The 21334-nt window shown below is 44.3% G+C and carries 19 protein-coding genes; 13 read left to right on the top strand and 6 right to left on the bottom strand.

Going from position 1 to position 21334, the window contains the following annotated elements:
- Positions 1–62 precede the first annotated feature (62 nt).
- From tenA to rpoN, 5 genes are all read left to right on the top strand, one after another.
- Positions 63–752, top strand: coding sequence for a thiaminase II (gene tenA, locus ACGTNI_RS11590; RefSeq protein ID WP_394462539.1), 690 nt, complete (start codon positions 63–65; stop codon positions 750–752).
- Positions 749–1555 carry a bifunctional hydroxymethylpyrimidine kinase/phosphomethylpyrimidine kinase gene (thiD, locus tag ACGTNI_RS11585; RefSeq protein WP_394462537.1) on the top strand — a complete coding sequence of 269 codons (807 nt, stop codon included), beginning with the start codon at positions 749–751 and terminating at the stop codon, positions 1553–1555. Before tenA ends, thiD begins: the two co-directional genes overlap by 4 nt.
- Positions 1552–2322 (top strand): hydroxyethylthiazole kinase, encoded by a 771-nt coding sequence (gene thiM / locus ACGTNI_RS11580; RefSeq protein WP_394462535.1) that lies wholly within the window; start codon positions 1552–1554, stop codon positions 2320–2322. The genes thiD and thiM overlap by 4 nt, the downstream gene beginning before the upstream one ends.
- Positions 2319–2936 (top strand): thiamine phosphate synthase, encoded by a 618-nt coding sequence (gene thiE / locus ACGTNI_RS11575; protein WP_394462533.1) that lies wholly within the window; start codon positions 2319–2321, stop codon positions 2934–2936. Before thiM ends, thiE begins: the two co-directional genes overlap by 4 nt.
- 218 nt (positions 2937–3154) lie before the next feature.
- Positions 3155–4459 (top strand): RNA polymerase factor sigma-54, encoded by a 1305-nt coding sequence (rpoN, locus tag ACGTNI_RS11570; protein WP_394462531.1) that lies wholly within the window; start codon positions 3155–3157, stop codon positions 4457–4459.
- 76 nt (positions 4460–4535) lie between these two features.
- Here rpoN and ACGTNI_RS11565 read toward each other — a convergent pair whose 3' ends face one another.
- Together ACGTNI_RS11565 and ACGTNI_RS11560 are read right to left on the bottom strand one after the other, a co-directional pair.
- Entirely contained in the window at positions 4536–4697 is a 162-nt protein-coding gene (locus tag ACGTNI_RS11565) for a Spo0E family sporulation regulatory protein-aspartic acid phosphatase (RefSeq protein ID WP_394462529.1), read from the bottom strand.
- A gap of 238 nt (positions 4698–4935) precedes the next feature.
- Complete coding sequence (locus ACGTNI_RS11560) at positions 4936–6720, bottom strand: Xaa-Pro dipeptidyl-peptidase (RefSeq protein WP_394462527.1); 1785 nt, start codon at positions 6718–6720, stop codon at positions 4936–4938.
- Between the two features lie 226 nt (positions 6721–6946).
- Here ACGTNI_RS11560 and ACGTNI_RS11555 point away from each other — a divergent pair, with 226 nt between their 5' ends.
- Positions 6947–7402: a hemerythrin domain-containing protein gene (locus ACGTNI_RS11555; protein ID WP_394462525.1), complete on the top strand. Its 456-nt coding sequence runs from the start codon at positions 6947–6949 to the stop codon at positions 7400–7402.
- A gap of 246 nt (positions 7403–7648) precedes the next feature.
- On the opposite strand, the gene ACGTNI_RS11550 is transcribed toward ACGTNI_RS11555, so the two are convergent.
- From ACGTNI_RS11550 to fdhF, 3 genes are read right to left on the bottom strand one after another with little or no spacing between them, the layout of a single operon-like run.
- Positions 7649–7855, bottom strand: a complete 207-nt coding sequence (locus ACGTNI_RS11550) for a heavy-metal-associated domain-containing protein (protein ID WP_394462523.1) — start codon at positions 7853–7855, stop codon at positions 7649–7651.
- Positions 7852–8346: a helical membrane plugin domain-containing protein gene (locus tag ACGTNI_RS11545; protein WP_394462521.1), complete on the bottom strand. Its 495-nt coding sequence runs from the start codon at positions 8344–8346 to the stop codon at positions 7852–7854. The genes ACGTNI_RS11550 and ACGTNI_RS11545 overlap by 4 nt, the downstream gene beginning before the upstream one ends.
- Positions 8321–11311, bottom strand: coding sequence for a formate dehydrogenase subunit alpha (gene fdhF / locus ACGTNI_RS11540; RefSeq protein WP_394462519.1), 2991 nt, complete (start codon positions 11309–11311; stop codon positions 8321–8323). The genes ACGTNI_RS11545 and fdhF overlap by 26 nt, the downstream gene beginning before the upstream one ends.
- Positions 11312–11511: 200 nt before the next feature.
- Between fdhF and ACGTNI_RS11535 the strand changes: the two genes are divergently transcribed.
- Positions 11512–12108 carry a DNA-3-methyladenine glycosylase gene (locus tag ACGTNI_RS11535; RefSeq protein ID WP_394462517.1) on the top strand — a complete coding sequence of 199 codons (597 nt, stop codon included), beginning with the start codon at positions 11512–11514 and terminating at the stop codon, positions 12106–12108.
- A 2-nt stretch (positions 12109–12110) separates the two neighbouring features.
- Here the strand turns inward: ACGTNI_RS11535 and ACGTNI_RS11530 are convergent, their stop codons facing one another.
- The gene (locus ACGTNI_RS11530) at positions 12111–12836 is read right to left on the bottom strand and encodes a DUF421 domain-containing protein (RefSeq protein WP_394462515.1); all 726 of its coding nucleotides are present in this window, start codon (positions 12834–12836) and stop codon (positions 12111–12113) included.
- A gap of 134 nt (positions 12837–12970) precedes the next feature.
- Here ACGTNI_RS11530 and ACGTNI_RS11525 point away from each other — a divergent pair, with 134 nt between their 5' ends.
- The 6 genes from ACGTNI_RS11525 (at position 12971) to ACGTNI_RS11500 (ending at position 21296) form a co-directional block, all read left to right on the top strand.
- Complete coding sequence (locus ACGTNI_RS11525; protein WP_394462513.1) at positions 12971–14689, top strand: ABC transporter ATP-binding protein; 1719 nt, start codon at positions 12971–12973, stop codon at positions 14687–14689.
- A complete protein-coding gene (locus ACGTNI_RS11520; RefSeq protein WP_394462511.1) occupies positions 14690–16525 on the top strand; it encodes an ABC transporter ATP-binding protein in 1836 nt (611 codons plus the stop codon).
- Between the two features lie 657 nt (positions 16526–17182).
- Positions 17183–18379, top strand: a complete 1197-nt coding sequence (locus ACGTNI_RS11515) for a ParM/StbA family protein (protein ID WP_085506462.1) — start codon at positions 17183–17185, stop codon at positions 18377–18379.
- A gap of 9 nt (positions 18380–18388) precedes the next feature.
- On the top strand, positions 18389–18994 hold the full coding sequence (locus ACGTNI_RS11510) for a hypothetical protein (protein WP_394462509.1): 606 nt from the start codon (positions 18389–18391) through the stop codon (positions 18992–18994).
- Between the two features lie 130 nt (positions 18995–19124).
- On the top strand, positions 19125–20048 hold the full coding sequence (locus tag ACGTNI_RS11505; RefSeq protein ID WP_394462507.1) for a hypothetical protein: 924 nt from the start codon (positions 19125–19127) through the stop codon (positions 20046–20048).
- 342 nt (positions 20049–20390) lie between these two features.
- Positions 20391–21296 carry an NAD(P)/FAD-dependent oxidoreductase gene (locus tag ACGTNI_RS11500; RefSeq protein WP_394462505.1) on the top strand — a complete coding sequence of 302 codons (906 nt, stop codon included), beginning with the start codon at positions 20391–20393 and terminating at the stop codon, positions 21294–21296.
- Positions 21297–21334: the final 38 nt, after the last annotated feature.

Raw genomic sequence — 21334 nt, 5'->3', positions numbered from 1 at the left:
ACCCTCTATCTATCTACTTTTATTCCCCCTAGTAGCTTCCTGACTATTAAAGGAGGCTTACCATGACTTTCACAGAAAGTTTAAGAAAAGAAAATGACGCTATATTTAAGGAGATATTCAACCATCCATTTGTAGACGGAATTGGAAAAGGTAAGGTGCCTAAAGAAGCCCTTAAGCACTATATTAAGGCAGACTTTGAGTATTTGAATGCATTTATGCACATTTATGGTATTGCCGTCTCTAAATCAAGCAATCGAGACGATATATCTCTCTTCCATGATCAAATAGGCTTTGTTTTAAACAGTGAAACCCATCCACACCATAACTTTTGTGAGCAGGCGGGTGTAGTTTATGAAGATATGCAAGGGTACCCGCTCCCGCCAACGGCAGACCACTATATCAAGCACATGATGTACCATGCCCAAACAGGAGACTTAGCTGAAATTCTTTGTGCCCTGCTGCCATGTCCATGGACTTACCTGGAAATCGGTCAGGTACTGATGGAAAAATATAAACCGAATGATGATCATCCATTTTATCCATGGATAACTTTCTATGCAGAGGCAGAGGTGAGAGGCCTGACTGGAAAGCTGTGCGAACGACTGGATAGATTAGCTGAAGAAGCATCCGGGCGGCAACGCATTCGCATGAAAGAAGCTTTTCGAAAAAGCTGTCAGCTGGAACTTGCATTCTGGGAGATGGCTTATACGTGTGAAGAATGGCCGGTGAAGAAAAGGGTGATGCAACGATGAGTACCGCAACCCCTTGTGCTCTTACGATAGCGGGAAGCGATTCAAGTGGCGGAGCAGGCATTCAGGCTGATTTAAAAACCTTTCAAGAGCTGAAATGCTACGGTATGTCCGTTCTCACGTCCGTGACGGCACAGAATACAACAGGCGTCCAGGCTGTTCATCATTTGCCGACAGCGATGATCCAGCAGCAGCTGGCATCCATCGTTTCCGATATGCCTATCCACGCGGTGAAAACTGGCATGATTGCTAATCAAGAAATGATGAAAGTGATAGTTGATACGCTTCCTGAACTCCAGGTGCCTTATGTCATGGACCCTGTGATGGTAGCGACAAGCGGTGAAGCACTGATTGAACCGGAGGCACGGCAATATTTACGTCAGCAGCTGATTCCACTCACCACTCTCATCACACCAAATATCGCTGAGGCAGCCTATATTACGGAAGAAAAGGTGGAGACAGTAGCCGATATGAAGGAAGCGGCAACGCATATTGTCCATGGCTTCGGAGCAGGAGCAGCCCTTATCAAAGGAGGACACCTGCAAGAGGCAGCCATTGATGTGTTATATGACGGTAATAAAGTGCATGTATTTGAAACAGACCGGATTTCTACCAAAAACACGCATGGCACCGGGTGCACGTATTCTGCGGCAATTACGGCCTTTTTAAGCCAGGGCCTTCCATTAGTGAGGGCGGTAGAACGCTCGAAGCATTATATTACAGCAGCGATACGCCATGCATTCAACCTGGGATATGGAAACGGTCCAACGAATCACTGGGCGATACGGGAGGAGGTCAGGCAGTGAATGTAATCGAAGAGGTTAGAAAAAATACACCACTCATCCATCATCTGACCAATCAGGTGGTTATGAATTTTACAGCTAATGGCCTGCTCTCTTTTGGTGGAGCGCCAGTCATGGCAAAAGCTGAAGAGGAAGCAGCAGAAATGGCTGCCAATGCCGATGGCCTGCTAATTAATATTGGCACGCTGACTGCTCCAGAGATTCCAGCCATGGTAAAAGCGGGACAGGCAGCCAACGACAAGGGCCTTCCGGTTGTCCTAGACCCAGTTGGTGTGGCCGCAACCCCTTTTCGCAGACATGCCGTCGAGGAAATATTACAAGTAGTCCAACCGACAGCTATCAAAGGGAATGCTGCTGAACTAGCGAACCTTGTCGATATTTCCTGGGAAATGAAAGGTGTCGAATCGCGCGGATCGGGGGATATCGGTGAGGTGGCAAAACAGGTAGCTAACCGTTACAGCACGTTGGCGGTCGTATCGGGTGCTACGGATGTAGTCTGTAATGGTAAGCGTATGGAAACCAATGAGACCGGGCATGCCATCCTTTCTAAAGTAACCGGAGCAGGCTGTCTGTTAGGATCGATCTTGGCTGCTTGTCTGACAGTAGAAGGCACGGCTGAAAGGAAGGCACTGGCAGCGGTAGAGTTTTATGGGTTAGCAGCCGAGTATGCCGCGAATAGTGTTGCGGTTACCGGACCAGGCACGTTTGTACCTGCATTTATCGATGCTCTTTCTCTGGAAACTGCTCAACTGAGGAGGACAAACTCGTGAAATTAAAAGATAGGCTCCGTAAATATTTAGTGATGGGCAGCGTTAATTGCGACCGAGCACCGGAAGAAATTTTAAGAGCAGCCATCAAGGGGGGGATCACCGCCTTTCAATACCGGGAAAAAGGAGAAGGAGCTTTACAAGGAAAAGAAAAAGTACAACTAGGGTTGCTTTTACGGCAAATCTGCAAGCAACATGGTGTCCTGTTTATCATCAATGATGATACAGACCTGGCTGAATCACTCGATGCAGATGGGATACATGTCGGTCAAAGCGATGAATCGCCTGCCGATCTGCGTGAAATTTTTCCCGACAAAATCATCGGATTATCCGTATCAAGCTGGGAGGAGGTTGAGAAAAGCACGATAGCAGCGGTGGACTACCTGGGTGCAGGACCCATGTTTCCCACCACTACCAAGGCAGATGCGAAAAATCCTGTCGGTCCTGAATGGGTAAGAGAGTTGAGGAGAAAATACTCCTCTTTGCCGATAGTCGGAATTGGCGGCATCAGTTGTGGAAACTCTAAGGATGTCCTTTCCGCAGGTGCTGATGGGGTAGCAGTTATCAGCGCCGTCACCCAGGCAGCTGATATACCACGAGCCGTTCGACAGCTTTAACACTTCCCGCCCCTTAATAACCAGGAAATGGTTATTAAGGGGTTTTTTCTACGGAACGCAGCTTGCAAATCCACGGCAGATACCCCAAAATGTAATAAAGGAAGGCCTCGAACAACTTCTAATTCAAAGAGATACATAGTAAAATAGAATAACATTCATAAAACAGTCTGCCGTTAAATGTAAGCGTGTTCATGAAGGTTAAAGCAGGGAGGAGAAACATGATGGAGCTCAGTCTGTCTCAACGACAAACGACGAATCTGGCTATGACAACAGAATTACGACAGGCGATATCACTGCTGCAATTCTCTTCGATGGAACTGACGGCGTTCATCCAGGAACAAGCGCTGGAAAATCCGCTGATTGAATTAAAGGAAAAAAGCCCCGATGTCGATCATGAACCAGGCAATTACCCCAAATCTTACCAGCCCAACGTCAGTCCCCTTGATTTTGCAACGAAAGAGAAAGATATCAGGGAAGATTTGTGGGATCAGGCGCGTCTGCTGGAATTGTCGGAAATAGATCGATTATTAATGCAGTATCTAATATGGAATATAGATGACAATGGCTACCTTCCTATCCCGGAAAAAGAAATCGCCGAAGAATTCGGGCTTCCGGAAAGCCAGGTGGTTACGGTGCTGGAAAGCTTGCAGCAGCTGGAGCCGGCAGGTGTCGGCACAAAGAATCTATCAGACTATCTTGTCTTTCAATTAAGACAAAGGCTTGAACAGGATTCGTTGGCAGAACAGATGGTAGTTCAGCATTTGAATTTACTGGCAGAAAAGAAATGGCGACAGCTTGCGGAGGAATTAGATGCAAACCTAACAGAAATCCGGGAAGCTGCAGAAATCATTCAACAGCTGAAACCGAAACCGCTAGCGGGAATCGCTAAAACTCCTGCAGAGTACGTACGGCCGGATATATCCGTGAAAAAGCACCAGGGAAGATATAAAATCATTCTTCACGACAGTTATTTACCTTCCATACAAGTAAATACCAACTATCGTTCATTGATCACACAAAATGACCAGACGGCGAAGTATGTAAAGGACCATTACCAAAAAGCGATATGGCTCATGAATAGTATTGAACAACGGCAGGCGACAATGATGAAGATTGCAGAAGTGCTCGTCGACAAACAAGCGGAGTTTTTTGAAAAAGGTTTTACCGCCATTCAACCGTTGACGCTGAAGGAAGTGGCTGAAGCAATCGGTGTGCACGAGTCTACGGTAAGCAGGGCGAAAGCGAATAAAGTAATTCAAACGCCTCAGGGATGTTTTGAGTTAAGTATATTCTTTACCTCGAAGCTCAGCAGTGAATCGGGCAGTGATACATCTTCCACTAAAGTGAAAGCGCTGTTAAAGCAATTGATAGAAAAAGAAGATAAAAACAAACCGATATCCGATCAGAAAATATCGGATTATTTTAAAACAAAAGAAGGAATCACCGTCTCGCGGAGGACAGTAGCTAAATATAGGGAGGAGCTGCGCATCCCAGCTTCATCGAAGCGTAAGCAGCTCTCTTGAAAAAACTGCCGTTAGGAATTGTGGAATAATTCCTAACGGCAGTTTTTTAGTAACGTTTTGGTTTACAGCAAATGTGTCATCTGCATGCCCTGGTTGCCGCAGACAGTTCATTTAATAACCGATCAAGCGTCTGAGAGGCTTCAATCAGCTTATCATCCAAGGGGTTGTGATTATAAAGGGAATACATATATATTCGCATCTCTTCTATTTTTTGTTCTAATTCTTCTAAGTTGTTCACAAAAGGGCACCTCCGAATACATCCATTATACCATGTGGTGTATTATTTTTGAAAAAATTGTAATTAGTAATCTGGGTTATATTATTCTTTCCTTTGATAGAAGTTGCAAAACATAAATTTGAAAATAATAAGGAAGAAGAGGACCCATTGCGAGGCAATAGAGTTTATTAGCTATAAACTACCTTAAGAGGCTATTTTCCATACAAAAACCCAGTATGCAGTCATACTGGGTTTTGATTTACTTCACTAATGGGAGTTTGATGTAGCTGCTTGCAGGATTAATAGTTATTGTCGTACCACCTTCCGGACGAAGTGTATAATCATAATCCGTTGAAATGATTACGACACCCAGTTGATGTCCGGCTTCAAAGATATAGTCATCCGGCTGCAGGTCCCATTGGAATGTATATTCCTTTCCGGGGGAGAGGGGTTTTGCTTTCCAATCAGAATTAATGTTTTGCGGATCCATCCATCCACGAGTAATAATTTCCGTTTCTTCGCTGCTATAGTCGACTAACAAAGCGGTAAGGTTTGCGGTCGGTGCATCCAGTTCTGCCCGGAGTGAAACTTCAGGTACCCCGCTTAGCCGCATCTTTTCCTCAAAAGGTTCTGTAAGATAGGCGGCGAGGTTTTCGTTATCGCCCTCCAGATCCTCTACGAGTGTTTCTACCGTAAGTGTCGGGTCATCGATGATCGTATCTCTTGTCTTATCTCTGTTCGGTACCGGCGAGAAGCTGAGGGAGCCATGGGTTCCTTCTGCAGCACTGAAATGAAGTTTCGTGTCCCTAGCGTCTTCCGCTGGCCAGTTTGCCATCGTTTCCCAGGACAAGTCTTCCCGCTGGATGTCGACCACCGGCTCATCCATAATGCCGTTATCAATTTCATATAACCAGTAATCGAACCACTTATTCAACGTAGTCATCCATTCGTCTTGGCGGATGTAATAGGGATCACTATGACCATATTGGTGCAGCCACATTTTTCGCGGAACATCATGCTTTTCCAACGCATCCCACCACTGGGAAAATTGCTCTGTTTTGACATTCCAGTCATTCAGACCATGCACCAGTAATACGCTGGCTTCCATATTTTTAGCGTCGTTGACATAATTACGCGCATCCCAGAATTCATTGTAATCCCCTGTTTCACGATCCTGTCCTTCTGTTAGCTCTTCCATGACAGAAGCACATACTTCCGGGTTTTCCCGTGTCAAAACTGCTTTTGCGAGAACATCGGCATCTTCCCCTTGATAGCCGCCTGGTGCAATGACAGCACCATTAGAGCGGTAATAATCATACCAATCACTGATGGCGGCGATTGGAACAATTGTTTTCAGACCTTCGACACCAGTAGTAGCAACGGCGTTTGGAAGTGTACCATTGTATGAAACCCCGGTCATCCCGACATTTCCGGTAGACCAGTCAGCCGTCACTTCTTCGCCGTCTTCTGTATAACCTTTCGCGTTTCCGTTGAGCCAGTCTATCACTGCTTTTGTACCTTCGACTTCCTGATAGTCACCTGTCGTTGCGCATCCATTCGATTCGCCAGTTCCGATACTATCGGCAGAGATATAAGCATAGCCTCTTGGTACGAAATAATCATCGAGATACCCAGGCAGCCCGGCTGCGTTTCCTGCCCCAGTAACCAACGGTTTGCCAGGGTGGTCGACAACATTTAAATCCTTATCGACATCATAAAATTCCAATGGATAATTAAGTCCGGCATTATAGGGGCTCATCGTATAGATGGCAGGAACCTCGAGACCATTTTCTGTCTCCCCTGGACGTATAATCCTGGCATTAACCCGGTCCAACTCTCCGTCATTGTCGCTGTCGACAGAAGTTTCAATAAACACCTCTTCCATTATTGCATCATCCATGTTGTAAATTGGCTGCGTCATCCCGTCTTCAATCTCAATGTTCGTGTTGTATGTAGCAGGGGTGTCATTGACAGGGGCAGCATGGGCAGCTGAAGGAAGCACCAGACTGGCACAAAGCATCAGCATTAATCCTGTCTTTTTCACACCATTTTCCTCCTTTATTATCATATAACTGAAATTATAAGACAAAATTAGTAAAACTTTGCTGAATAATCTGAAAACGGTGCTTTTGTTTGATGAAAATAGGAGATATAGCACAGATAATAAAGGGGAAAGTTAATTATGTATTGTGGGGCAGGTCACTTCTTAATAAAGTCGAATGTTATATAATTAAAGTAGTATATTTATTTCGATGGGAGGTCGAAGCGATATGAAAAGGCACGAAGCGCTATACCCATTGTCTCATCACCATCATCATGCGTTGGTGACGGCAGTGAAGTTGAAAAAAGCAGGCACGGAGAAGACAGAAAAAAGTTTGCAGGATTTTCGTAGAAGCGTCATCGATTTTTGGAATCAGGACGGCCGGGGACATTTTCGCGATGAAGAAGAGGTACTGCTTCCCCTATACGCTCAATATGGAAATGTGAATCAGGACTCCATTAAAAAGATGCTGATTCAGCATGCGCAAATCAGAGGCATGGTCGAGCGGATTCGAGAGCAGCCGCGGCTGACTGCAGAACAGTTCCGCGACCTGGGAGAGTTGCTGGATGAACATGTCCGGTTAGAAGAGCGGACGGTTTTTCCGATGATTGAAGAGGTTGTGCCGGAAAAACTGTTATACCAGGCGAATGGCCGCTTCCATCGTGATTCCGTCAGTGGCAGGTAAACAAATTATTTCCCGGGAAATAAATATTGAAAAAGAGGCACAATCCTTATCGGGATTTGTGCCTCTTTGTGCGTTAAGTCAGAACATTGCTTCGTTAAGTCGGAACATGCGCCTGTTAGGGAAGAAGATTGCTTCGTTAGGGCAGAACACCCCTCCGTTAAGTCAAAATATACGCTAGTTAGGGCAGAACATAGTATATTGCGCTGACATACAAAACAGCAGAGACATTCATCCCTGCTGTTTACTTTATCCGTTTACTTCAAATCCAGAATCAGCGACTGCCTGGGTAAAGTCTTCCCAGGAAGCCGCTTTTTCATCAAAGGAAACGGTTGCCAATCCTAAGTGGGAGTTAACTGCTACATTTCTCACTCCCCATACGTCATGTAAAATCTCTTCGACTCGTGCCTCATCATCTTTATGGAAACCCGCAATGGAAAACGTACGTGTAATCACTGGGCATCACCTTTTTCCTCTAATTCTTTTCCCATTCCTTTTAAAAAGCTGACCATTGTGGAAAGCGCCAGAACCACGTGGGGATCACGGAAGGACTTGAGCAGTCCCCAGGTGCTCGTTTTTTCGTACTCTTCCGCAGGGGTAGACGCTGTTTCCACACCTTTTTGAACACTTTCGAGCATCGTCCTTAATTTTTCCGGTTCCAAATGACCGACAAATCCCATCGTGTAAAACATATTTTTAATGGTGTGATGGATGTTCGGCTGGTTGATTTGTTCAACCGCAATGGTGCCGATTTTTTCACGGGCACTTAAGAACCCTTTCAAAATATCAAGGACGCCGGTGGCCTCCAGCTGATCGACAATCTCAAGCATGCTGCTGATCGCCTGCTTATTATCTGCAATCTGGCTGACTATCCTTTCCATATCTTTCTGTTGCATTTCTTCTGCGGTTGATTGCTGCAGCTCAATTTGCTGTATCGCTTTGGCCATCGGTCAGATCCTCCTTTTCAATTAATTCAGGGATTGGGGTAAAGTCTTCCCGTCCCCATTTATCTGCCACCCGGACACCGATTTGCGGTTTGGGATTACCGAGGCGGAAGTTTCCGACCACAAGAGGGGACTCGCCCTTCGTTTCCAGAACCTCCATTTTCACTTGCATCTCTTTATAGTTCGGTGTGTGAGTATCTTTATCATGGTAACTGCTTGTCAGTTTGTTGACAGCTTCAATTTCTTTACGCGTGTTCATCGGCAGGTAAAGCTCTTTGCCTTTCACTTGGTCGGTCACCCAGACGCGCAGCTTCACTTTTCCATAAGGGGAAGTGAGACGTACAAGGGCACCGGTTTCAATGTTCCGTTCTTTCGCAAGTTCCGGTGATACTTCAAGCCAAGGGTTCGGCACCTTATGAGTGATCCCATCTGATTGGTACGTCATATTCCCTTCATGGAAATGCTCCAGAATCCGCCCGTTATTCAAGTGGAGGTCATAACCTTCGCCTGCCTCATAAGGCGGTGTCCAATCAACAGGGAATAGCTTCGCTTTCCCATCTGGAAAAGCGAATGTATCTTCATAGAGGAGCGGCGTATCCTGCCCGCCCTTATCAACTGGCCATACGAGACTGTCCCAGCCCTCCAGCCGCTTATAGTCTACACCAGCGAAAACAGGAGCAAGCGATGCTGCTTCGGCCATTACTTCTCCAGGGTTTTGGTAGTTCCAGTCCGCCCCGAGTTTATTAGCGAGTTCCTGGAAAATTTCCCAGTCCGGCTTACTATCGCCTAAGGGTTCCATTACCTTGTTCAATTTCTGAATGCGACGTTCTGTATTAGTGAATGTACCTTCCTTTTCAAGACTTGGTGCAGCTGGAAGAACGACGTCGGCATACTGTGCTGTTTTGGAGAAGAAGACATCCTGGACTACGAAGAAGTCAAGCTTTTCAAAAGCTTCATGAACATAATTGATGTTGGAATCCACGAGGCCCATTTCTTCCCCGAACAAGTAAACCCCTTTAACAGAACCCTTATGAATCGCTGCGACAATTTCATGGTTGTTCAGGCCCGGTTCTTTCGGCAGTTTGGTTCCCCATGCTTTTTCATAGCGGCCGCGAATCGTGTCATCTTCAACCGCTTCATAACCAGGGAAGAAGTTCGGCATCGTACCGAAATCACTGGCTCCCTGGACATTATTATGACCACGAAGTGGATAAGCGCCAGTGCCGCGCTTACCGAAGTTTCCAGTCACAAGCAGCAGGTTTGCGATTGAGGTGCTCGTATCGGTCCCGCCCATATGCTGTGTGACACCCATCGCCCAGAGAATACAGGTAGCATTGGATTCATGGATCATCTCCGCCACCTTTTTCATGGTTTCCTGGGTAAGTCCTGTCACAATTTCTGCATATTCCAGCGTGAATTTATCAAGAGATTGCTTATATTCATCCACGTTATTGACTCGTTCTTTTAAAAAGTCTTTTGCTTCCCAGCCCTGATCGATCATGTACTTGGCAACGGCTGAAATCCAGACGAGGTCCGTGCCCGGCTTAGGGTGAAGATGTAAGTCTGCACGTTCCGCAAGACCGTTTTTCCGTAAATCTGCTACAACAAGTTTCTGGTCATGTAATTTATGAGCGCGCTTGATCCGCGTCGCAAGAACCGGATGGGATTCTTCCGGGTTCGCCCCTACGACGATGATTAATTCAGCTGCAGCAATATCTTCAATTGTACCGGAATCACCGCCGATACCGACTGTGCGCATCAGGCCGGCAGATGCTGGAGTCTGGCAGTAACGCGAACAGTTATCAATGTTGTTGGTTTGGAAAATCTGGCGAGCCAGTTTCTGCATCAGGTAATTCTCTTCATTCGTACACTTGGATGAAGCGATGAAACCGAGGGCATCGGAGCCATTTTGCTGCTTGATTCCCTGCAGTTTTTCCGAAATGAGTGACAGGGCTTCTTCCCACGTGGCTTCCACAAACTTATCGCCTTTCCGGATCAATGGAGCCTTCAGGCGTTCTTCGCTGTTGATGAAGTCCCAGCCGAATTTACCTTTGACACACGTAGAAATACCGTTGGCCGGTGCCTCCGGATGTGGCTGCACTTTCAAGATATCGCGACCTTTTGTCCATACTTCAAAACTGCACCCGACTCCACAATAGGTACATACCGTCTTCGTCTTATTGATCCTGCTCTCACGCATCGATGCCTCGACGTTAGAAATTGCGAAAATGCCGCTATAGCCTGGCTCGACCTCTTTTGTAACGTCAATCATCGGCTCAAGGATATTTTTCGGCATTTTCGTCAGATAACCGGCTTCCCCGAGCATCGATTTTTCCATGAGGGCATTACAAGGGCAGACACTGACACAGTGCCCGCAGGAGACACAGGAAGACTGATCGATCGGCACATCGTTGTCCCAAATGACACGTGGTTCTTTTCTTTCCCAGTCAATGGATAATACTTCGCTCACCTGCAAGTCCTGGCAAGCCTCCACACATAACCCGCACAAGATACATTGATCCGGCTCATAACGATAGAACGGATGGGTGTTGTCAGCGGTATAAGGCTTAGGAGTGAACGGGTATTTCTGGTGGTTCACTTGCAAGTGCTCCGCTGTATTATGTACCACACAGTCCCCATTATTGTTATCACAAACCGTACAATAGAGCTCATGATTTTCCAGAATCCGTGACATACCTTCGAGCTGAGCTTCTTTAACCTTATGTGAGTTATTTGTCACCTTCATGCCTTGCTCGACTTTTGTGGAACAAGACCGCTCAAGCTTTCCGTTCACATCAACAAAACAAGTGTCACACGTCTGGATGACACCTATGCCTAAATCAGGCTGCGAAGCACAAATCCCTGGCATGTAGATATCACTGTCGCGTGCTGCTTCAAAAATCGACTGCCCTTCTGACGCTTCAATTTCCTGACCATTAATGCTGATCGTCACTTTTTTCATTTCCATCAAACCCATCTATTGTAAATTAAGATAGTAAAAGTATGTACAAAAAACGTGCATTCTATGAATAGGTATTTTTGATAAGAAAAAAGTACGTAATAATATAAGTTTTCACATTATGGGGGGAAGCGGTAGAAGGGTATATGAAGCAAAATCTTTAACCTGATTAAAAATCGGGTATGACAAACGGTAGAGGAGGTATCTGTATGGATTATCAGCCCATGAATGAGGAGTTTTTTCAGCAGCCGACATTAGAGTTGGCCGAATCTTTATTAGGAAAGATATTAGTAAAAGAAACAGAAGCAGGAACAGCATCAGGAATTATTGTAGAAACGGAAGCTTACATAGGTCCTGGTGATCGGGCAGCCCATAGCTATGGGAACCGGAGGACCAAACGCACCGACGTAATGTTTGGGCCGCCGGGTAACGTTTATACGTATGTGATGCACACGCATTGTCTGGTCAATGTCGTGAGTGGAGATGTGCTGGAACCAGAAGCCGTATTGATTCGTGCAGTCGAACCGTTGGAAGGGATTGACCTGATGTACCAGCGTCGTGGCGAAAATAAGAAGGAAATCGAACTGACCAGTGGCCCTGGTAAGCTGACGAAAGCGTTAGGGATTGTGAAATCCGATTATGGGCTTCCGTTCAACAAACCGCCGTTATATATCGCAGAAGGGAGAATGCCTGATTCAATATCGACAGGACCTCGTGTCGGGATTGATAACAGCGGGGAAGCCCGGGATTACCCATGGCGTTTTTGGGTGACAGGGAACCGCTTCGTCTCTAAGGCGAAAAAGTAATGTTAATGCTGAAACGGAGGAATATTCTGCTCGACTTCATTCTTCAGAGTAAAGTGTAACTCCAATTCCCGGTTGAGCGATGCGTAAAAGACTTCAGAAATATCGGTTACCCCATGCTGTGCCAGCTGCCGGCGAATCCAGGAGGATTTCACGCCGAAATGTTTCATCACTTCCTTTGAGATGTCCCCTTCAATAATGATTGGCAGCGCAATTTCTGAGGAGTAAGGAATGATGTTCATATCCTTTCTCGTCACGGTTTGATAGCGGGGTTGCTTCAGCACACTTAACTCACCATTTGCCTCGACAATCGCTGTCTGTACTTCATTGATGTCGAATACATCCTTCTCCCGCAGCATTTGAAGAACATTGTCAATGGAGTAATGGATTTTTTTCATATTAGCATCTATGAATTTCCCATTCTGGATGACAACCGTTGGCTTAAAGGTGATCCACCGTCCGAACGATCGACTGGATATTTTCAGTTTGGCGACAAGCCGCTGCAATACCCCTAACGCTACGATAGCGACAGCGGTAGGAATATGGTTGATATTGGGGTCTGCGATATCGGCCCCTACTACAGAACCAAGTGTCAAAATAATTAACAGATCGAATATCGGCAGTTCGCCAATGGCACGTTTTCCCATGAAAATAGCTATGACAAGCATTAATGGAACAATGGTTGATATCCTTCCGACAACAAGCAGCGATTCTTTTATCATATCTAACATCAGGTTTCACTCCTATTTGCAGCTCTTAGCATCTTTTCCAAAAAGGAGGGTTATTAGACCTGCCTAATTAGTACGCTCACTATGATTTTTCCTGTATAATTATAAGAACTTTCAGAACTTACGGAGGAAGCTGGATGCGAAGAATTTTCACTTATGCTTATACATACAAAACTTCCATGTATATTGGATTATTTCTGATGCTTGTCGAGCTGGTCGTCGAGTTGATTCAACCCTTATTCATGGCGAAAATCATTGACGATGGAATTTTACAGGAAGATTTGACAACGGTGGCGATTTGGGGCGGCATTCTGGTAGCTATATCTTTGATTGCGTTTGCAGCCGGTATCATCAATTCCTTTTTCGCTGCGAATGTCAGTCAGGGGGCAGGTTATGATCTGCGTGATGATATGTTCCGGAAAGTCCAGCAATTTACAAGTAAGAACTTTCAGCGTTTTGCCACCCCGACATTAATAACCAGAATGACAAATGATGTCACCCAAATCCAGAACTTGATATTCATGTTTATGCGAATCGCCTTACGAGCCCCGTTATTCATCATCGGAGGGCTGGTGATGGCGTTTACCGTGCATAAAGAACTGGCGACCATTCTATTAGTGTCTGTGCCGGTTATGCTGCTGTTCTTATTCTGGATTTTGACAAAAGGGGTCACGTATTTCCGGCGTGTTCAGGAGAAGTTAGATAACCTTAATACGATTATCCGTGAAAATCTTGCCGGAATCCGGCTGATTAAGGGCTTTAATCGGGGTGACTTTGAAGAATCACGTTTTCAAGGAGCTAACACCTCGTTAATGAACGATAACAAAAAAGCATTGTGGCTGATGGAGCTGGCCATGCCAATGGTCATGCTTGGCATGAACTTGATTATATTAGTCATACTTTGGTTTGGAGCCATCGGATTGAATGTCGGTACTGCTCAGGCGGGTGAGGTTGTTGCCATTATCAATTATGCTACCCGGATGATGTTCACCTTTTCTGTCTTTACGTTTTTAATCATGGTCTTTTCTCGGGGGAAAGCTTCTGCCAGCCGGATTACGGAAATCCTGGATGCTGAAGGGGAAAAGGACCATGACCAGACGGATGGCGTGAACAAAAAAATACAAGGTGCGATAGGGTTCCAAGAGGTTAACTATACTTATCCAGGCATGAAGGTTCCGGCTATCGAAGCGATTACTTTTGAGGCAAAAGCAGGGGAGACAATTGGAATATTGGGAGAAACCGGTTCAGGAAAATCCACCCTATTACACCTTATTCCACGGCTTCAGGAAGCCAGTAGTGGACAAGTGTTTATCGATGGTCTCCCTATCGAACACTATGATGTGAAAGCATTGCGGAAGCAAATTAGCCTTGTACCTCAGGAAATCCATCTGTTTTCAGGAACGGTGATGGAAAACATTCAGTGGGGGAAGAACGAAGCCAGTGAAGAAGAGGTGATCAAAGCAGCGAAGGATGCGCAAATCCATGCTTTTATTTCCACATTGCCGGATGGCTATCAAACAAGGTTGGGCCAGAAAGGCGTTACCTTTTCGGGTGGACAAAAGCAGCGATTATCTATAGCAAGGGCTCTCATTCGCAATCCAAATATATTAATGCTGGATGATAGTACAAGCGCTCTGGATGCCCATACAGAATCGCGATTACTGACCTCTTTACGCAAAAAAGACTGTACGGTTTTGATTGTAGCTCAAAAAATAAGTTCGCTAAAAGCTGCTGATAAGATTCTATTGATGCACCAGGGGAAAATAATCGGAAGTGGCGATCATCCCTCCTTGTTATGTACCAATGGTTATTATCAGCAGGTTTACCAGTCCCAGCAGGAAACGGAGGCGTTATAAGTGGCAGTTAAAGGAAGTCAAAAAACGACAGATAACCTCCGTGGGCCCAGGGCTCACCACCACGGCATTGGCACGCGCCTGCCAAAAGTAGAAAACATCCAGGCCACTATAAAAAGAGTGTGGATTTATCTGAGAAGGGAGAAGCGGTTATTCTGGCTGGTGCTGGTTATTGTCCTGATCAGTTCGCTGTTATCCTTACTCGGCCCATACCTGCTCGGAGTAGCAGTCGACAGAGTGATTGAAGATCCTGAAACCAGTACACTGCTTCAAATGGTGGTACTGTTGGGAACGGTTTATCTTTTTCATTCCTTGACGTTATGGCTGCAAAATTTTTGGATGATCGGTATATCTCAAAACACCGTCTTTACGATGCGCAACCACTTATTCTCTCATCTCCAGCAGCTACCGATCCTATTTTTCCAGGAAAGACAATTCGGTGAACTGATGAGCCGCCTTACCAATGATATGGAAAATGTGAGCAGAACGTTGAACACGGCAATTATTCAATTTACAACCAGTCTGATCACCATTTTCGGTACGATAGGCATGATGCTATGGCTTAGTCCTTTGCTGACAGTACTTACACTAACAATCGTCCCAGTGATGTATGCCGGGATGAAGTGGATTACCAGACGGACAGGACGCTTCTTTAAAGAACAGCAGAAAGAACTGGGGGACATGAATGGGTACGTAGAGGAGATGTTTTCCGGGCAGACAATCATCAAAATGTTTTCACAGGAGCAGAAAGTCATCGACACATTTCAAAAGAAGAACGAAGCTTTAAGGCATGCGAGCTACTGGGCACAAACCTATACTGGTTTTATTCCGAAGTTGATGAATATGCTGAACAACGTCAGCTTTGCCATCATCGTCGGTGGGGGAGGGATCCTTGCTGTTAATGGAGCTGTATCGATTGGAGTAATTGTCACTTTTACGACCTACTCCAGACAATTTACCAGGCCCTTAAATGATCTGGCCAATCAATTCAATATGATACTTTCCGCAGTGGCAGGTGCAGACCGTGTCTTTCAAATTATTGATGAGCCGATAGAGACCAAAGATGAAGGGAATGCCGAAGCTATTCGAGAACTACAGGGTAACATTGAGTTTCGATCCGTCTATTTCTCCTATGAAGATGAACAGCCGACACTGAAGAATATCACTTTTCATGCAGCACCAGGGGAGACTGTTGCATTAGTAGGACCTACTGGAGCCGGTAAAACTACGATCATATCGCTACTGTCACGCTTTTACGAGACGAATGAGGGGGAAATATTGATCGATGGAAAAAACATAAAGACAATTAGCCGTGACAGCCTTCGCAAACAAATGGGCGTAGTATTGCAGGATTCGACTTTATTCCATACGACAATTAGGGAAAATTTGCGATACGGCCGGTTGGATGCCAGTGATGAAGAGGTAGAGGCGGCTGCAAAGGCAGCCAATGCTCACAGCTTTATCAGTAGCCTTCCCGATGGCTATGATACTGTCCTTGATGCCGATGGCAAAGGTATCAGCCACGGTCAGCGCCAACTGTTGTCGATAGCTAGAGCATTGCTTGCCGATCCATCTTTATTAATATTAGATGAAGCTACAAGCAGCATAGACACTGTGACAGAGATTAAAATTAATGAAGCATTAAGTAAATTGATGAAGGGACGTACCAGCTTTGTGATCGCACATCGCCTCCATACCATACGCTCAGCGGATTTAATTCTTGTCTTGAAAGATGGAGAAATTATCGAGAAGGGGAACCATGAGGAGTTACTTAAAAATGATGGTTTTTATGCTGATATGATAAAAACTCAACAAAATGATAGCTTAAACACAGGCTGAAGGCAGGGGATAATAGAGTTCTCCTGCCTTTGTAACTTTTATTCTCAATAGACGTGTATAGTATGGGTTTTCGATCTAAGTTACAAAATATGTAATTGTTTATATTTCTATTCCTCTTCTCCCCCTCTTATGGGTGGGGAGAGAGCTTTGGTCCTCCTGTTTTAACCCTTCCTCTAAATTCCTCCGTTTCTATTTGGTTTCCGCCTGTACATTCCTACAATTTTTCTATCTTCTCCACACCTTCCTTATCTATTTAATTTTACCAGGCTCCACCAAATCCGATTATTATTAAATTCCAATCACTTCACTTAAATTAAAGCTTTACGATCTTCCATATATTCCCCTTTGGAAACACCCTATGTACACAAAAACGTATACAAGTACACAAAATTGAAATCATGTACACAAAAAGAATACGAAACGTACACAATTGTGTGTACATGTATACAAACTCGAATGCATGTTTATTTAAAGCGATGTGTACATTTTGTCTTACAAGAATACAGTTTTGTATGCATGTTTGCTTGATTGTATGCAACTTTTTTCTTATTGACGATATTAGCAATCTACTATAACTTTAAAGTAGTTACTGGTTATATAGGTAGTTTTTGGTATAAGCCTATTAGTAATCTCATAATAGAAAGGAAAGTTGTGAATATGACAAATTCAAGAATTGCAGCAGTTGATGTTGGAAATGATGCTGTGAAAGCACTATTTGGGAAATTAGATTCTGATCTGTACATACCTAATGTGATTGCGCGTGAGGTAGAAGATCGTCCGGTAATCGGTATAGAAGATTTGGATGATAAAGATCCGCTCGATAATATCCACATTCGTGTCCACTCCCCTGCCCTATCAGAGAATAATGCGATTTACCGTGTCGGAAATCTGGCAACTAAAAGCAGCAACTCTACAGAACTTGATCCAGGAAGCAGTAAAGCGGAAGAGGATCAGACATTGGTCATGCTATTTGCGGCCTTGGCAATGGATGCTGTAAATGAAAAAACGCCGGAAAAAGGATTTAAAACAAATAATGGCGTGATAGATGCCAACTACACTTTGGGTACTGGACTTCCTCTAAGAGAAGTAAAAGAAGGAAAAGATGTTGGTTATCGTTCCCAATTGTTAGGCTCTGTGCACCAGGTGGAATTTCTAGTTACACCTAAATATCAGGGGAAAAAAGTAAATATTAAATTTGATGAAGTTAAAGTTTATCCAGAAGGATTTGCGGCCTATATCAACCTGGTAATGGACAACCACCTGAATATCATCAACAAAGATCTGATAGATAAACAGATTTTGATTCAGGATATTGGTGGACTATCCACAGATATTGCTGTTATTCGTAACCGTAATGTTGATGACGATAAGGCACAAGGTTTCAACCTGGGAGTTTCGGAATCTCTTGAGCAAATTCGTGAAGAGATCAGAAGCAAGCATGGTGTAGAACTAGATAGCCGTAGAGATGTGGTGGATATCATCACTCGTAAAAATGACCGCAATCATATCATGGTTAAAGGAAGCAGAACGAGTGTCCATGATATTACTGACCGGATTTTGCTTGAGCTTGCGAAGAAGGAATACCGTTTCCTTCGTAATGTCTGGCAAAAGAATTCACAGTCTGAAATCTGCTACTTTGTTGGTGGCGGAGCTTCCGTGCTTAAAGATTATTTGAAAACATTGAACAACAACCTTGATGGTTTCAATATTGAGTTCTTCGAGGATGAAAAGGAAAGCATCTGGATGATGTCCAATGCCTACTACAAGTTGATTTCTGACTTTATCCGCAAAAATGACAGCCGTAAAGTGGAAGATAAAAAAGGTGAAAAGCAAAAAGCATCTTCATCAAAATAGGGTGATTGTATGAGTAATGCAGGGAAAGGCATTCAGAGGGGACAATCGATTACCTTTCGTGTCCCCTCTGACACGCCTGACCATCTTTTAAAGCAATTAAGTAAATTAAAAGAAACAGAGCGAAGAAACTTTTCCAGTAAAATCGCTCAGTTTGTTTTAGAAGGTGTCAATCAATCTTTTTCGAAAGATAGAGAAACTGTCACGATTCCACTACCAAGACAATTGACGAAGGAACAGCGCAACTGGCTCAAACATGAGCATTCGGAGGCGCTGCTGGGCAGCATTATCCACCACTTGCTTGCTGATCCCGTCCGGGCTACTGCGCTTCTTGCTTCGATGAACAGTAATCAGGTGAATATTGATGAAGCTTTATACTTACAGGAAGAAGTAGCAGCTACAACGGTGCAGGCGGAAGAAATACCTGTTCCGGAGCCTGAAGTTCAAAGTGAGGGTCAAGATCAGAAAGACTGGTCTGAAATGGATAAGGCTTTAGATGACTTGAATTTTGATGAAATGAAAGACCAGCTAAAAGAACAACAGGTCGACGGAAATGAGGAAGAAGAAGAGTCGGATGAAGATCTGCTCGGTGGTTTCCTTTCTAAAATGAATAATTAATAAAAATGGCTTTCAGAAAAGTAGCAGCTTTTCTTGAAAGTCATTTTTTATATAAAATTTAGTGAAAGATGAAATAAAAAGGAGCAATTAAATAAGTATCCCTCCCTATATATTTAGTGAGGATGGCTCGTTGTTTTTCCATGTTTTGGCGCATATAATGAAAGAAATAACCGGGGAGGTGGAGGGGATCGAAATACTTTTACCGGCAAACTTCCGTGAAGGGTTAGCTGCTGTCATCCTGGTATTAGGGCTGGTCAGTTCATTTCTGTCTTTTAAGAAGCAATGGAAGACCCATGCCCTGAAAATTGCGGGAATTTTATTGCTGCTTGGCTTATGCCTTTTCGCCAATAACACCTGGAGCTACCTTGCTGGCATATTCATTATTGCAACAGCTGTCACAAGGACCGAGTATTTGCAGAATTTAGCTGCTATAATACGAGGGAATAAAGATTATTTTGATTACAAAAAAGAGTTCGTGTCGAATAAGGAAGTATTTGATCATAAACTTCAGGATATAATCGAATTCAAACACGAAGAACCTGAGAAAAAAGATACGGAGCCAGTGTCAGCCAAGCCTGCTTTTGAAACAGGAATGAGTGAATCATTGAGCCCGCTGCAGCTTGTTCTGATTGCCGAAGACTTTGCTTTTAAGGAAATAGAAAGGCGTTATAATAAACCCATACAGCGTCATATACGGATTATCTCTCCAGATAAAGAATTAGAATTTGATGGCTTGCTAGAACTGAAAAATAAAAGTATCATTTGCGCTTCAAAAATCATACCTCATGCTTCATTTCCACTAGAACCTCTATACCAATCCGTCCAGCATATACTCCACCAAACAGCGGAATATAAAAAGCTGCTTCCCAGAAATAAAAAACTTCATGTGAGCTACGTCATCGTTAGTACTTTCAACAATGAGGCGAAAGAAAAGCTATTACGAAAGCTGGATGCTAATGTTACCTCTGTTACTTCTGAAATGTTTGAAGTAGAGTTTCTATTGTATTCCTTTGAGGAATTAGGACTCCCACTATTAGATTCAATAAAGAGTTAGCCTCTCATTTGAGAGGTTTATTTACTGTCTAGGAAATTATAAAATTTTATTTTTGTGGGTAACTTTACGTGGTGGGTTACATCCAGCTCCAGCGCCTACCCCCTCGAGGTCTTAAGACAATCCTCTCTGTGACATAGAACGTCACGGCGAGGATTGTCTTAAGCTTGTCGGGGGTGAACAAGGCGCTTGCGCTTTTGTGCCTTAGAAATACTTTCTTTTTTTTATCTTTTCACTGCGTATTTCCCGGGGAATATGCAGTGAAAAGGAAATTAGATGCATGATATCTCTTGAAAATGTGACAATAAGAAAAGTGTAAATTGGTGCGTGTGAGGAGGGTGTGTATTGAAAAACTATGAGGCGGTAATAGTAGGCGGGGGTATTGCCGGTCTTCAGGCGGCTATTCAACTGGGAAGATATCAACACCAGTTGCTGGTTATTGATTCTGATCGCGGGCGCTCGAACCTTTGTCGCAGTTATCACAATTTGCTTGGTTGGCCTGTGGGGGTCAGTGGCCAGCATTTAAGGGCTATTGGAAGAAAACAAGCCGTTGATTTGGGTGTAGAATTCCTCGAGGATACGGTTGCTGATATTAGGAAGGAGAGTGAATCCTTTCGTATTGTCACCAATGACGGCTTCCGTATCGTTACCAAAACTGTCTTATTAGCTACAGGAGTAGTTGACCGTATTCCACCTGTATTTGCAGAGCTTTATCCTTGTTTAGGAGTGAGTGTATTCATTTGCCCGGATTGTGATGGTTATGAAGTTAAAAATAAGCAGACAATGGTGTTAGGGACAGGGAACCCAGGAGCGAATATGGCTTTAACCCTGTCCTACTGGACGGAGGACTTGACGTATATCAATCACGAATTACGTGATGTAGATGAGCAATTGAAAAATGCATTAGAGGAGAAGGAGATCACCTACATTCATCAACCAGTTGCATGTGTTCTTACGGAGGAGGAGGCTGTTAAAGGAGTCATCCTGCAAAATGGGGAAAAGGTAGAAGCGCCCTATGCTTTTATAGCGTTTGGGGGGAATAAGGTAAAGTCAGAACTAGCAAAGGGACTTGGTGTAGAATTGCATCAAAACAGTCATATTCTTGTCGACAATCGTACGAAAATGACCAATGTCTCTGGTGTTTGGGCCGCAGGAGATGTGGTCGCTCACTCAGAGCAAGTCGCGATCGCGATGGGAGATGGCCTGCAGGCTGCCATCTGGATGCATAAAACAATTATTGGACATACGTAAAACGGACAGCCCATTAAATGGAACTGTCCATTTTTAAC

Origin of the sequence: Thalassobacillus sp. B23F22_16 (assembly GCF_043496955.1) — a bacterium.
Lineage (GTDB): Bacteria > Bacillota > Bacilli > Bacillales > Halobacillaceae > Thalassobacillus > Thalassobacillus devorans_A.
This window is presented reverse-complemented; position numbering and strand designations above follow the sequence as displayed.

Bases quoted from the DNA above. Each gene is read 5' to 3' on its own strand.
- tenA (WP_394462539.1), top strand. From the start codon at position 63: ATGACTTTCACAGAAAGTTTAAGAAAAGAAAATGACGCTATATTTAAG.
- thiD (WP_394462537.1), top strand. From the start codon at position 749: ATGAGTACCGCAACCCCTTGTGCTCTTACGATAGCGGGAAGCGATTCA.
- rpoN (WP_394462531.1), top strand. From the start codon at position 3,155: ATGATGGAGCTCAGTCTGTCTCAACGACAAACGACGAATCTGGCTATG.
- ACGTNI_RS11555 (WP_394462525.1), top strand. From the start codon at position 6,947: ATGAAAAGGCACGAAGCGCTATACCCATTGTCTCATCACCATCATCAT.
- ACGTNI_RS11545 (WP_394462521.1), bottom strand. From the start codon at position 8,346: ATGGCCAAAGCGATACAGCAAATTGAGCTGCAGCAATCAACCGCAGAA.
- fdhF (WP_394462519.1), bottom strand. From the start codon at position 11,311: ATGGAAATGAAAAAAGTGACGATCAGCATTAATGGTCAGGAAATTGAA.
- ACGTNI_RS11535 (WP_394462517.1), top strand. From the start codon at position 11,512: ATGGATTATCAGCCCATGAATGAGGAGTTTTTTCAGCAGCCGACATTA.
- ACGTNI_RS11530 (WP_394462515.1), bottom strand. From the start codon at position 12,836: ATGTTAGATATGATAAAAGAATCGCTGCTTGTTGTCGGAAGGATATCA.
- ACGTNI_RS11525 (WP_394462513.1), top strand. From the start codon at position 12,971: ATGCGAAGAATTTTCACTTATGCTTATACATACAAAACTTCCATGTAT.
- ACGTNI_RS11515 (WP_085506462.1), top strand. From the start codon at position 17,183: ATGACAAATTCAAGAATTGCAGCAGTTGATGTTGGAAATGATGCTGTG.
- ACGTNI_RS11510 (WP_394462509.1), top strand. From the start codon at position 18,389: ATGAGTAATGCAGGGAAAGGCATTCAGAGGGGACAATCGATTACCTTT.